Annotated in this window: 12 protein-coding genes; 8 read left to right on the top strand and 4 right to left on the bottom strand. The window is 68.8% G+C overall.

The window, feature by feature from the left end; genetic code table 11:
- Positions 1 to 63 precede the first annotated feature (63 nt).
- Entirely contained in the window at positions 64 to 816 is a 753-nt protein-coding gene (locus tag OHA40_RS20315; protein ID WP_330228481.1) for an SDR family oxidoreductase, read from the top strand.
- A gap of 190 nt (positions 817 to 1006) precedes the next feature.
- Entirely contained in the window at positions 1007 to 1942 is a 936-nt protein-coding gene (locus tag OHA40_RS20310) for a 4-(cytidine 5'-diphospho)-2-C-methyl-D-erythritol kinase (RefSeq protein WP_330228480.1), read from the top strand.
- Positions 1943 to 1979: 37 nt separating this feature from the next.
- Here OHA40_RS20310 and OHA40_RS20305 read toward each other — a convergent pair whose 3' ends face one another.
- Positions 1980 to 2828: an LLM class flavin-dependent oxidoreductase gene (locus tag OHA40_RS20305; RefSeq protein ID WP_330228479.1), complete on the bottom strand. Its 849-nt coding sequence runs from the start codon at positions 2826 to 2828 to the stop codon at positions 1980 to 1982.
- 271 nt (positions 2829 to 3099) lie between these two features.
- On the opposite strand from OHA40_RS20305, the gene OHA40_RS20300 reads away from it, so the two are divergent.
- From OHA40_RS20300 to OHA40_RS20290, 3 genes are all read left to right on the top strand, one after another.
- Positions 3100 to 4902 carry an ABC-F family ATP-binding cassette domain-containing protein gene (locus tag OHA40_RS20300; protein WP_330228478.1) on the top strand — a complete coding sequence of 601 codons (1803 nt, stop codon included), beginning with the start codon at positions 3100 to 3102 and terminating at the stop codon, positions 4900 to 4902.
- A 321-nt stretch (positions 4903 to 5223) separates the two neighbouring features.
- Positions 5224 to 6060 carry a 16S rRNA (cytidine(1402)-2'-O)-methyltransferase gene (rsmI, locus tag OHA40_RS20295; protein ID WP_330228477.1) on the top strand — a complete coding sequence of 279 codons (837 nt, stop codon included), beginning with the start codon at positions 5224 to 5226 and terminating at the stop codon, positions 6058 to 6060.
- A gap of 95 nt (positions 6061 to 6155) precedes the next feature.
- A complete protein-coding gene (locus tag OHA40_RS20290) occupies positions 6156 to 6908 on the top strand; it encodes an isocitrate lyase/PEP mutase family protein (RefSeq protein ID WP_330228476.1) in 753 nt (250 codons plus the stop codon).
- A gap of 9 nt (positions 6909 to 6917) precedes the next feature.
- On the opposite strand, the gene OHA40_RS20285 is transcribed toward OHA40_RS20290, so the two are convergent.
- A complete protein-coding gene (locus OHA40_RS20285) occupies positions 6918 to 7586 on the bottom strand; it encodes a TetR/AcrR family transcriptional regulator (protein WP_330228475.1) in 669 nt (222 codons plus the stop codon).
- A gap of 214 nt (positions 7587 to 7800) precedes the next feature.
- Positions 7801 to 9360: a methionine--tRNA ligase gene (gene metG / locus OHA40_RS20280; protein WP_330228474.1), complete on the bottom strand. Its 1560-nt coding sequence runs from the start codon at positions 9358 to 9360 to the stop codon at positions 7801 to 7803.
- Between the two features lie 102 nt (positions 9361 to 9462).
- On the opposite strand from metG, the gene OHA40_RS20275 reads away from it, so the two are divergent.
- From OHA40_RS20275 to rsmA, 3 genes are all read left to right on the top strand, one after another.
- The gene (locus tag OHA40_RS20275; RefSeq protein WP_330228473.1) at positions 9463 to 10290 is read left to right on the top strand and encodes a TatD family hydrolase; all 828 of its coding nucleotides are present in this window, start codon (positions 9463 to 9465) and stop codon (positions 10288 to 10290) included.
- A 209-nt stretch (positions 10291 to 10499) separates the two neighbouring features.
- Positions 10500 to 11627 (top strand): transglycosylase family protein, encoded by a 1128-nt coding sequence (locus OHA40_RS20270; RefSeq protein ID WP_330228472.1) that lies wholly within the window; start codon positions 10500 to 10502, stop codon positions 11625 to 11627.
- Between the two features lie 56 nt (positions 11628 to 11683).
- Positions 11684 to 12565, top strand: a complete 882-nt coding sequence (rsmA, locus tag OHA40_RS20265; RefSeq protein ID WP_330228471.1) for a 16S rRNA (adenine(1518)-N(6)/adenine(1519)-N(6))-dimethyltransferase RsmA — start codon at positions 11684 to 11686, stop codon at positions 12563 to 12565.
- A gap of 59 nt (positions 12566 to 12624) precedes the next feature.
- Here rsmA and OHA40_RS20260 read toward each other — a convergent pair whose 3' ends face one another.
- Positions 12625 to 12831, bottom strand: coding sequence for a heavy-metal-associated domain-containing protein (locus tag OHA40_RS20260; protein WP_330228470.1), 207 nt, complete (start codon positions 12829 to 12831; stop codon positions 12625 to 12627).
- Positions 12832 to 13093 lie beyond the last annotated feature (262 nt).

The following is a 13093-nucleotide window of genomic DNA, read 5'->3' as shown; positions in this document are numbered from 1 at the left end:
AGCGCTCGCTAGACAATGTGCTACTTTACTTTCTGTAGCGACCGCTAGAGAAAGGGGCCCGGCATGGGCACGCTGACGGGTAAGACGGCATTGGTGACCGGAGCCAGCCGGGGAATCGGACGGGCCATAGCCGAACGACTCGGGCGTGAGGGCGCACGGGTCGCGGTCCACTACAACGGCAACGAGCAGGCGGCCAAGGCGACCGTCGCCGCGATCGAAGCCGCAGGCGGCGAAGCGTTCGCGATCCGCGCCGAACTGGGTGTGCCGGGCGACGCCGCGACCCTGTGGGCCGCTTTCGACGCACATGCCGACGGGCTGGACATCCTGGTGAACAACGCGGGCACCGATGGCATCCGCGAGCCGATCGCGGGGACCGACGAGGGGGCGTTCGACCGGGTCTTCGCGATCAACGCCAAAGCGCCGTTCTTCATCACCCGCCTCGGCCTGGACCGGTTGCGGGCGGGCGGCCGGATCGTCAACATCTCCACCGGCCTCACCCACGGTGCGCGCATGCCGCAGCTGATCGCCTACACCATGACCAAAGCCGCGATCGACAGCTTCACCAGCGTGCTGGCCAAGGAGGTCGGCGCGCGCGGCATCACGGTGAACGCGGTGGGGCCAGGAGTGATCGACACCGACATGAACGCGAGCTGGCTGCGCGATCCCGAAGTCGAGGCGATGGTGACGGCGATGTCTCCGTTCCATCGGGTGGGGCACTCCGCCGACGTGGCCGACATCGTCGGTTTCCTCGCCTCCGACGACGCACGGTGGGTCACCGGACAGTGGATCGACGCCACCGGCGGCGCGCTGCTTTGAGTAACCGAAGCGGCTGCCACGGCCGAGCGACTGCACCTGCCATGCGGCTGCCTTCGCATTCGCTCGGCCGGGCGGGTCTGGGAACGGACTTCGTCGGCTGCGCCCGTTACGCGGCCGACTCGAGTCTGCACCCGGCAAGGCGTGGGTTATGGACAGACTTCGTCAGGCTCCGCCATTAGGCTTGTGCACCGTGCTGTCCGTAGTGCCGAGTCCCGTCACCGTGCGCGCGCCGTCGAAGGTGAACCTCCATCTCGGAGTCGGCGACCTGCGCGCCGATGGCTATCACGACCTGACCACGGTATTCCAGGCGCTGTCCCTGAGCGACGATGTGCAGATCGCGCCGTCGGCTTCGCTCGCCGTCCGGGTCACCGGCGAGGGCGCGGCCGAGGTGCCGACCGACCGGACGAACCTGGTCTGGAAGGCGGCCGTCCGGCTCGCGCACCTCGGCGGCCGCGCGCCCCTGGTGGAAATCGCCATCAGCAAAGGCATTCCGGTGGCGGGCGGCATGGCGGGCGGCAGCGCGGATGCCGCCGCGGCGCTGGTCGGGCTGAACGAGCTGTGGGACCTGGGCCTGTCCCGGGACGAACTCGGTGCGGTGGCCGCCGAACTGGGCAGTGATGTCCCGTTCGCGCTGCACGGCGGCACCGCGCTGGGCACGGGCCGCGGGGAACGGCTGCTTCCGGTGCTGTCCCGTAACACGTTTCACTGGGTGCTCGCCTTCGCGAAGGGGGGCCTGGCCACTCCGGCCGTTTTCGCCGAACTCGATCGGCTCCGCGAGCATGGCGAACCCCCTCGGCTCGGGGTGCCGCAGCGACTGATGCAGGCGCTGGCCTCCGGCGATCCGCACCAGCTCGCTCCGCTACTCGGCAACGACTTGCAGGCGGCGGCGCTGTCGCTGAAGCCGGAACTGCGGCGCACGCTGCGCGCGGGCGTGACCGCGGGCGCACTGGCCGGGCTGGTGTCGGGCTCCGGACCCACCTGCGCGTTCCTGTGCGAGAGCGAGGAATCCGCGATATCGGTGGCGGCCGAACTCGCGGGCGCGGGCGTGTGCCGCAGCGTGCGCACGGCCAGCGGCCCGGTGCCGGGCGCGCGCGTTCTGAGCGCCGACGCGTCCGGGAAGCACTGACCGGCGCGCGCCGCCGCTCGCGGGCGCGGCCGTTGGGTCAGGAGACGACGTCGGCCAGCCGATCGACTTGGTCGACATCGCGTCCGTAGCAGTAGAGCATCACCTCGTCGGCGCCGAGATCTTCGAATTGTGCGATAGCTGTGCGGATTTCGTCCGGTGTGGTGAGCATCCCGGAGACCATGGACTGGGCGCGTCCGGTGAACTCGTAGTAGGCGCCCATCGCGGCGCGGGCCGCATCGATGACCTCCGGCGGGCCGAGCGCCACGTTGACCTGGGCGACGATGCGGGGCGCTCCGGACCTGCCGTGGTCCTTCCATGAGCGGCGCACGGTGTCGAACAGGCCGCCTGCCCACGAAGGCGGTGCGGCGGCGAGAAAGCCGCTGCCCCACCGGCCGACTCGCGCGAGCGCCGCGGGTTGGAAACCGCCGAACAAGATTTCGGGACCTTCCGGCCGCAGCGGCGCGGGTCCAATCGGCCCGCACTCGTCGCTGTAGGGCACTCCGGACCACAGGCGGCGCATGAGCGCGAGTTGCTCGTCGAGGCGGCGACCACGGGTGCGCAGGTCGGTGCCGGAAGCGAGGTGATCGTCCGCGCGTCCGCCGACCCCGAGGCCGAGCACCAGGCGGCCGCCGGACATCCGGTCCAGCGTCGCGACCTGTTTGGCGAGCAGCACCGGGTCACGCAGCGGCGCGAGCAGCACTTCGGTCTGGACCTTGATTCTGGCGGTCGCCCCGGCGATGGTCGCCAGCGCGATCAAGGGTTCGGGGTTGTCGTAGACCAAGCGGTCGAGCAGGCCGAGCGTGCGGAACGGGCCCGCGTCGGCGCGCCGGGCCCAGTCGAGCAGGGCGGCGGGATCGGAAATGGGCAGGCCGAGGCCGACATGCATGGGAATCCTCCAGAGGAGCGAAGCGGAATGGGAACGGTGCCGCCCGCCGAACACCCCCGTTTGACGAGGTGGGGCTCCCATTCTGCGGCTGTACTTCTGGGGAGCGCCGGATCGGTTACTTGGAACGAACGTTGTTCGTTCCAAGCGAATCTAGACGAACGATGTTCGTTCCGCAAGCGCCCGGTTCGCCGGGAGGAAAGCCCGCCCACGCCGGTCGGTACGCTGGCCCGGGGCCATCATCGGCCCGTTTGCGCAAGACACGGAAGGATTCATGTCCAACCTGATCAATCTCGAACAGGTCCATAAGAGCTTCGGGATCAAGCCGTTGCTGGACAACGTCTCGCTCGGCGTGCATGTCGGCGAACGGATCGGGGTCGTCGGCCTCAACGGAGGCGGCAAAACCACCCTGCTCGAGGTGCTCACCGGGATCGAGGAACCCGACAGCGGCCGGGTCAGCAGGCTCGGCGGCTTGCGCTCGGCGGTGGTGACCCAGCGCGGCACGCTGCCCGCGGGCGCGACGGTGGGCTCGGTGGTGCTGGCCGGCCTCGCCGACGACGCGATGACCGACCAGGTCGCCGAACACGAATGGGCCGCCAACCCGCGCATCCGCTCGGTGATGGACGGCATCGGCATCGCCGGTCTCGGCATGGACACCCCGGTCGACAATCTCTCCGGCGGCGAGCGGCGGCGGGTCGCGCTCGCCGCGGCGCTGGTGCGCGAGCTCGACCTGCTGGTACTGGACGAGCCGACCAACCATCTCGACGTGGAGGGCGTGCAGTGGCTGGCCGAGCACCTGCTGAGCCGCCGCAGCGCGCTGGTCGTGGTGACCCACGACCGCTGGTTCCTCGACACCGTCGCCACCAACACCTGGGAAGTGGTCGGCGGCGACGTCGAAAGCTACGAGGGCGGTTACGGCGACTGGATCTTCGCCCGCGCCGAGCGCGCCCGCCAAGCGGACGCGTCCGAAGCGCGGCGGCGCAACCTGGCCCGCAAGGAACTGGCCTGGCTGCGGCGCGGCCCGCAGGCCCGCACCTCCAAGCCCCGCTACCGGGTCGAGTCCGCGGAAGCCTTGATCGCCGACGTGCCGCCACCGCGCGACAGCGTCTCCCTGGCCGCGTTCGCGCGCAAGCGGCTCGGGCGCGTCGTGGTCGAACTGGAGGACGCCACGCTCGCCACTCCGGATGGCAGGGAACTGGTGCGCGATCTGACCTGGCGGCTGGCGCCGGGCGAGCGCGTCGGCCTGGTCGGCGTCAACGGTTCGGGCAAGACGACGCTGCTGCGCGCGCTGGCCGGAGACACCGGCTCGGCGCTGGCCGCCGGCAAGCGCATCCAGGGCCAGACCGTGCAGATCGGCTGGCTGCGCCAGGAACTCGACGACCTGCCGACCGACCTGCGGGTGCTGGAGGCGGTGCAGCAGGTCGCGCAGCGAATCATGCTCGGCGACAAGGAGATCTCGGCGGGCCAGCTGGCCGAGCGGCTCGGCTTCAGCCCCGCTCGCCAGCGCACGCCGGTCGGCGACCTGTCCGGCGGCGAGCGCCGCCGCCTGCAGCTGACCCGCATCCTCATGTCCGAGCCGAACGTCCTGCTGCTCGACGAGCCGACCAACGACCTGGACATCGACACGCTGCAACAGCTGGAAGACCTGCTCGACAGCTGGGCGGGCACGCTGGTGGTGATCAGTCACGACCGCTACCTGATCGAGCGCGTCTGCGACTCCACCTGGGCGCTGTTCGGCGACGGCAAGCTCACCAACCTGCCCGGCGGGATCGAGGAGTACCTGACCAAGCGCGCGGCCCTCGCGGCGGGCCCCACCCGCGCCACAGCGCCCGAGGCCAAGTCCGCCGCCGCGCCCGCCACCGATTCCGCTGCCTACCGCGCGGCCCGCAAAGAGCTGACCCGCCTGGAACGCGCCATCGACAAGCTGTCCGACCGCGAGCAGCGTCTGCACGCCGCACTCGCCGACGCCGCCACCGAACCGGACAAGCTGGTCACCCTCGGCGCGGAACTCAAGCAAGTCCTCGCGGAGAAAGACACCGCCGAGGAGCGCTGGCTGGAGCTGGCCGACGGCGTGTAGGCGGCGAGACATGGCCCCGGGACAGACTGTGAGGCATGCCCAGGGACCTCGCCGACACCGGAATACGCAACCAACTGATTTCGTGAGAACATGGGTAACTCACCGGGTACGCCCAGGACTCGAGCGGCATCCAAACGCAGGACCTGAACGCGAATCCTGCGTCACCCACTAGTACGGCCTGAAGACCCGGAGAGGCGGATAAGCAACTCACCGGGTACGCCAGAACTCGAGCGGTACCCAACGCAGGACCTGAATGCAAACCCCGCGTCACCCGACGGTACGGCCTAAAGACTCGGAGAGGCGGGGGAGAGAGGCGGGGGAGTGACGGGCAGGCTGGTACTCGCGGCGACACCGATGGGCGACATCGGCGATGCCTCGCAGCGCCTGCGGGAGGCGCTGGCCACGGCCGATATCGTCGCCGCCGAAGACACCCGGCGCACGAAGTCCCTGGCCAAGGCTCTGGACGTCGGGATCACCGGCCGCGTGGTCAGCTTCTACGACCACGTGGAGACAGCGCGGATCCCGATGCTGCTCGACGAGATCACCGCCGGGCGCACGGTGCTGCTGGTGACCGACGCGGGCATGCCGTCGGTCAGTGACCCGGGATATCGGATGGTCGCGGCCTGCGTCGAGCACAACCTCCCGGTGACGTGCCTGCCCGGCCCCTCGGCGGTGACCACCGCACTGGCTCTGTCGGGCCTGCCGGTGGAGCGGTTCTGCTTCGACGGATTCCCGCCGCGCAAATCCGGCCAGCGCCGGGAATGGTTGCGCACCTTGGCCGCCGAGCCGCGCGCCTGCGTCTTCTTCGAGGCGCCACACCGGCTCGCCGACTGCCTCACCGACGCGGTGGAGATCCTCGGACCGGATCGACGCGCCGCCGTCTGCCGCGAGCTGACCAAGACCTACGAGGAAGTGATCCGCGGCACCCTCGCCGAACTCGCCGCCTGGGCGGTCGACGGCGCGCGCGGCGAGATCACCGTGGTCCTGGCGGGCGCTCAGCCGACTGCCGCCGACCCCGCCGACCTGGTCGACGCGGTCGAGGCCCGCACGGCCACCGGCATCCGCCTCAAGGACGCCTGCGCCGAAATCGCCGCCGCGCACGCCGTCTCGCGACGCGAACTCTACGACGCGGTGCTCACGGCCCGTCGCACCCCCTAGCCCTGGGTGCACACGCCGGACCTGACGCTCCCGCGCCGTGCACGAGTCGGGGTGGCGCTGGTGCCGCGTGCGGTGCGGCGGGCATGATCGTCGGTATGACTTCTCTGGAGAGCAAGGCCAAATCGTTTCTCGGGTTGCATCGGCCGGGAGATCCCGGAGTCTTTCCGACGGTGTGGGATGCCTGGTCCGCGAAGGTCGCCGTCGAGGCGGGCTTCTCGGCCGTGACGGTGGGCAGTCATCCGCTGGCCGATTCGATCGGGCGCGGCGACGGCGAAGGGATGACGTTCGACGAGTCACTGACACGGGTCGAGCAGATCACCGCCGCGGTGGATGTTCCGGTGTCGGTCGACATCGAGTCGGGGTACGGACTGGAACCAGCGCGGCTGATCGACGGCTTGCTCGAGGCGGGTGCGATCGGGCTCAATATCGAGGACACCGTGCACAGCGAGGGCAAACGGCTGCGCTCGGCCCAGGAGCATGCCGACCTCGTGCACGGCTTGCGCAAGTCCGCCGACGCCGCGGGCGTGCACGTGGTGATCAACGCGCGCACGGACCTGTTCCTGCGCCAGGACGGCGACGACGCCGACCGCGTCGACCGCGCCATCGAGCGCCTGAAGTTGGCCGCCGAGGCGGGCGCCGACGTGCTGTTCCCGGTGGGCCGCCACGCCGACGCCGATATGCGCCGTCTGACCGGCGAGCTGCCGCTGCCGGTGAGCGCCACCGTTCTGCCGGATCAGGCCGACAAGGCGACCCTCGCCGACCAGGGCGTCGCCCGCATCACCTTCGGCCCGTTCTTGCAGGCCGCGCTGACCACGGAGACCAACCGCCTGCTCGATCGCTGGAAGTGACCGCGGCGGTCACGCCGGAACGCTGAGACCCAGCGTGGTCATCACGAACTGGACGAACAGCGGCGCCAGTTCCGGTACCCGCGCGGGTCCTTCGGCGATGATGACGCGGCGCGTCCGCTCGCCGATCGCGTCCGGGATCAGGGCGATCAGTTCGTCCGAGACCTCCGGCAGCGTCGGATCGGCGGCACGCGCCTCGTCATAGAACAGCCGATACAGCTGGGCGAAACGGTCGACGGCCAGGTCACGGTAGTCGACGGCGGCCTGGTTCACTTTGAAGGACTCCACCAGCACCAGTCGCGCGAAATCCGGCTCGGTGGCGACGGTCTGGCAGAACGTGACGACGATGGATTCGATCTTCGCGTACGGATCGGCGTCCGGCGGCAGTTGGCCGAGTTCGTCCGCGATCCGGGTCGCCACGATGTCGACCCCGGTGTGCACCGCCTCGACGAAGCACTCCTCTTTATTGGTGAAGTGCTCGTAGAAGGTGGTGCGCGAAACCCGCGCTCGCGCAACGAGATCGGTGAGCGTGGTCGCGGGATAGCCTTTGCTGTCCACGCACTCCACCATGGCTTCGACCAGCCTGCCGCGCTGCGACGTGAGCACGGCTTCGCGCGCGGCCCGATGGCGCTCGGCGAAACCGGACCGCTGAACGGATGTCGTCGCATGCTGCTGCCGCATGGGTGCCCTCTCTGTGCCGGAACCGATGCCGAACGGGACGTCGTCGTACCGATCGCACACAGTCCACGGCGCCGCACGGCCGCGAACCGGTGTTTCATTATCCGACAACACATTCCATGGTACGTAGGCAGGTGGATCCGCACCCCGGCGGGCCGCCGGAGATCAGCGCGAAAGTGCTGCGCGCCTTGATGTTCCGGCGCGCGACACGTCCGGGTCAGTCCTTCGGCTCGAGGTACTTGGGGAAAACAGGTTCCGGCGCGGGCAGTGCCACACCGGGCTCGATCGCGGTCGCGATGTCGGCGAAGACCCGGTTCTGCTGACCCAGTTGATCGAGGATGCGCCCCGCCGACCCCGGCATCACCGGCTGCACCAGGATCGCGACGATCCGCAGCACCTCCAGCGTCACGTACAGCACGGTGGCCTCGCGGGCGAGGTCCTCCGGCGTGCCGGATTTCGCCAGTGCCCATGGCGCCTGCGCGGAGAAGTACCTGTTCGTCTCGCCCAGTGTCAGCCAGATCGCCTCCAGCGCGAGATGCATCTGTTGCCCGTCGAATTCGGTGCGGCAGCGCTCCAGCAGGCCGCCGGCGAGGTCGAGCAGGGCGCGATCGTCGGCGGTGAACTCGCCTGGGGTCGGCACCACGCCGCCGCAGTCCCGCGCGACCAGCTTGGTGCTGCGCTGCACCAGATTGCCGAACTCGTTGGCCAAGTCGCTGTTGATCCGGCCCACGATCGCCTCATGGCTGTAGCTGCCGTCCTGGCCGTAGGAGATCTCGCGCAGCAGGAAGAAGCGCACCGCGTCCAAGCCGTAGTTCTCTACCAGCTCCAGCGGGTCGACCACGTTGCCGACCGACTTGGACATCTTCTCGCCCTTGTTGTACAGGAACCCGTGCACGAAGACGCGTTTCGGCAGCTCCACGCCGGCCGACATCAGGAACGCGGGCCAATACACCGTGTGGAACCGGGTGATGTCCTTGCCGATGATGTGCACGTCGGCGGGCCAGAACCTGCGGAACGCGGCGGATTCGGTGTCCGGGAAGCCGACGCCGGTGATGTAGTTGGTCAGCGCGTCCACCCACACGTACATGACGTGATCCGGATGGCCGGGCACCGGCACGCCCCAGTCGAAGGTGGTGCGCGAGATGGACAGATCCTTCAGCCCCGCCTTGACGTAGCTGACGATCTCGTTGCGACGCGTTGCGGGCGCGATGAATTCGGGATGCTCACCGTAGAGCGCGAGCAGCTTGTCCTGGTAGGCCGAGAGCCGGAAGAAATAGTTGGACTCCTCCGTCCAGGTGACCGGCGTCTTGGACTCGGTGGAGACGCGAGTGCCGTCCTCCAGCACCGTGGTCTCCTCGTCGGCGTAGAACGCCTCGTCGCGCACCGAGTACCAGCCCGAGTAGTTGCCCAGGTAGATGTCGCCGTTGGCGAGCATCCGCTCCCAGATCGCCGCGCTGGCCACCTGGTGGTCCGCGTCGGTGGTCCGGATGAACCGGTCGAGGGAGATGTCGAGCGTCTTGTCCAGCGCCTCGAACACATCGGAGTTGCGCGCCGCGAGCTCCTCCACCGGGATGCCCTCGGCGGTCGCGGCCTGCTGCATCTTCTGACCGTGCTCGTCGGTGCCCGTCATGAAGAACACGTCGTACCCGTCGAGCCGCTTGAAGCGGGCGATGGCGTCGGCCGAGATGTACTCGTACGCATGCCCGATGTGCGGCGCACCGTTCGGATAGGCGATGGCCGTGGTGATGTAGAAGGCGGGGCGGTCAGCTTCGCTCATGGTGTTGTCTACTGTAATGCGCGTGCATTTCTTCGCTCGCGTGAATATCCCCGGCGTCGATCCCCGGGTCGCGGCGCCCGTGCTTCGCGACGGTGGCCTGCGATGAGCGCCACACGTCCCGCGCCGGAGTTGCCCGAGCCGCTCGGGCCGATCGTGGACGCGCACACCCATCTGGACGCCTGCGGCGCGATCGACGCCGCCTCGACCGCGGCGATCGTGGACCGAGCCGCTTCGGTCGGCGTCGGTCAGGTGGTCACGGTCGCCGACGACCTTGCCGCCGCGCGGTGGGCGGTGCGGGCCGCGCACTGGGACGACCGCCTGTTCGCGGCCGTCGCACTGCACCCGACCAGGGCGAACGCGCTCGACGACGCGGCGAAGGCCGAGCTGGAGCACCTGGCCGCCGACCCGCGCGTGGTGGCTGTCGGCGAAACCGGCCTCGACTACTACTGGCCCGGAAAACTGGACGGCTGCGCCGACATCGAGACGCAGATCGAGGGTTTCCGCTGGCATATCGACCTGGCCAAACGGATCCGCAAACCGCTGATGATCCACAATCGCGAGGCCGATCACGACCTGCTGACGGTACTGCTGGACGAGGGCCCGCCGGACACGGTGATCTTCCACTGTTTCTCCTCGGACACGAACATGGCGCTGTCGTGCGTGGCCGAGGGCTACATCCTGAGTTTTTCCGGAACGGTGAGTTTCAAGAACGCGCATGAACTGCGTGAGGCGGCTCGAGTCGTGCCCGACGATCAGATCCTGGTCGAGACGGACGCGCCGTATCTGACCCCGCATCCGTTCCGCGGCGCGCCCAACGAGCCGTACTGCCTGCCCTACACCGTGCGAGCGCTGGCCGCATTGCGGAAGCAGGACCCCGCGGAACTGGCGAAGATCACCACCGCCAACGCGCGTCGCGTCTACCGCATCTGAGGGCCATCCCCGGCCTCGAGCCGAGTAGCGACACTTCGGCCGGGCGCTGACCCGCGTCTGCACCAAATATCAAATGTGTTCTATGTCACGTTTGGCGTGTCGTTTTGTGATTTACCTGCGGACTCGATATCTGATCGTGATATTGAAAAGCCCCTGTTCCGGAGCTTGCGGTTGTCGGGCCTGCGCGCCCTCGTTATCGTGCTGTGACCATGTCACCCTTTTCCCGGATCAACCGGTCGCGGTCCCCGCTGCTGTATCTGGCGGTCGGGGCGCTGCTGCTGACATTGATCGTCGGCGCGGGCCTGGCGATCGTGAACCGCAAGACGGTGACCGTCGTCGTAGACGGCGAGAAGCTGTTGCAGACCACCATGTCGCCCGACGTGCGCGGCGTCTTGAAAGCCGCGGGCTTCGCCGTGACCGACCGGGACAAGGTCGCTCCCGCGCTGGCAGCGCATATCGGCAACGGCGCGACCATCACGCTCAATCGGGCGCGTGAGGTCGACCTGTCGGTCGACGGCATGACGCAGAAGGTGTGGACCACCGGCGTGACCGCGGGCGAGGCGCTCGAGCAGCTGAGGATCCCGAAAGAGGTGTACGTCTCGCCCGCGCGCGAGGAGAAGCTGCCGCTGCAGGGCGCGTCACTGCTCATCGCGACCCCTCGCACGGTCTCGCTGCTCGACGGCATCGGCAATCCGGTGGACGTGCGCATGGCGGCCCCAACAGTCGGCGAGTTCCTCACCGTCGCAGGCATCCCGCTGATCGAGCAGGACTCCGTGGAACCCGCCGCGTCCACCCCGCTGACGAATGGTCTGCGCATCACGGTGACGCGCAAGCGGATCGAGCAGCACACCGAAACGCTGCCACTGGATCCGCCGGAGAACATCATCGAAGACTCGACCTTGAACATGAGCCGCACCGTGGTGGAATCAGCCGGCAAGCCCGGCGTCCAGGACGTCACGTTCGCGGTCACCATGGTCAACGGCCAAGAAGTCGACCGCAGGCCGATCAGTTCGACGGTGTCCGTGACCGCACAGCCGAAGACCGTCCGCAAGGGGGCCAAGCCGGGAACCGAGGTGCCGCCGGTGCGCGACGGCGCGACCTGGGACGCTCTGGCCCGCTGTGAGTCGACCGGCAACTGGTCCATCAACACCGGCAATGGCTACTACGGCGGCGTGCAGTTCGACCAGGGCACCTGGGAGCGGCAGGGCGGCTTGCGGTACGCACCGCGCGCCGATTTGGCGACCAGGGAAGAACAGATCGCCATCGCCGAGATCACCCGGCAACGGCAGGGCTGGGGCGCCTGGCCCGCATGCACCAGCAGGCTCGGCATCAGCTGACGCCGACCTCCCGCGCGCCCGCACTGCACGCACACTCGTGTTGATAGATTCTCGAGGTGTCCGAACCTGAAATTGCCGCTCGCGGGAGTGCCGCACTGCTCGGTCCCGCCGAGGTGCGGGTGCTGGCCGAACGGCTCGGGATTCGGCCGACCAAGCAGCTCGGGCAGAACTTCGTGCACGACGCGAACACGGTGCGGCGGATCGTCGCGGCGGCGGGGGTGGGGCGCCCGGACATGGTGCTCGAGGTCGGACCGGGTCTGGGTTCGCTGACCCTCGCGCTGCTGGATGTGGTGGATTCGGTGGTCGCCGTCGAGATCGATCCTGTTCTCGCGCGACATCTTCCGGTCACCGTCGCGGATCGGGCGCCGGAACTGGCGGCGCGGTTGTCGGTGGTCGAGGCGGACGCGCTGCGCGTCACCGCCGCGGATCTCCCCGCCGTCCCGACCGCGCTGGTGGCCAACCTTCCGTACAACGTGGCGGTGCCGGTGCTGCTGCATCTGCTCGCCGAATTGCCCAGCATCGCAGTGGCTTTGGTGATGGTGCAGGCCGAGGTGGCCGATCGTCTCGCCGCCGAGCCCGGCAGTCGCACCTACGGTGTGCCGAGCGTGAAAGCGGGTTTCTTCGGGACGGTCCGGCGTGCGGGCGCGGTCGGCACCCAGGTGTTCTGGCCGGTTCCGCGCGTCGAGTCGGGTCTGGTCCGGATCGAACGTTTCGCGCAACCGCCGTGGCCGATGGACGCCGAGCACCGCCGCCGGGTCTTCGCGGTCATCGACGCCGCATTCGCGCAGCGCCGCAAGACGCTCCGCGCCGCCCTCGCCACCTGGGCAGGCTCACCCGCTGAAGCCGAACGCCGCCTGCTCGCCGCGGGCATCTCCCCCACCGCCCGCGGCGAGACCCTCGACACCGCGGCTTTCGTCCGCTTGGCGGCTCAGGCATGAAGCGGCACATACGACCGCGGCTCCCCGCAGCGTTTGCGAGGAGCCACGCGGATAGGCGATCAGACTGCGACTTCGTAGCCCGCCTCATCGACGGCGGCGACGACATCGGCCTCGGCGATCGGCGCGGTGCTGTCGACCCGGACCGCACCGCTGGCAAGATCGACGTCGACCCCGGTCACCCCGTCGATCTTGCCGATCTCGGCCTGCACGGAGCCGACGCAATGCCCACAGGTCATCCCGGTGACGGTGTAGGTGGTAGTGGGCATATCCGACTCCTTCATCAGCTTCCATTTATACGGCCGGGGGGTACCCCGACATACGCAATATACCCCCGTAGGGTATGAGCGGCAAGCAGTTCGGTCCCATGTGATCGGCCGTCCGACATTGGTTCCGGCGATGACCTGTTGCCATGGCGGCGCAACACCATGACGGTCACGGTGATCCACACCGAGCAGCGTATCCACCACCACAGCGAACACCCCTGCCCCTCCCGAATACGCCAGTGACCAACCTCACCGACCCAACACG

This window comes from Nocardia sp. NBC_00508, from assembly GCF_036346875.1.
Lineage (GTDB): Bacteria > Actinomycetota > Actinomycetes > Mycobacteriales > Mycobacteriaceae > Nocardia.
Note: the sequence above shows the minus strand (reverse complement) of the source record. Positions and strands in the feature narration are given on the sequence as shown.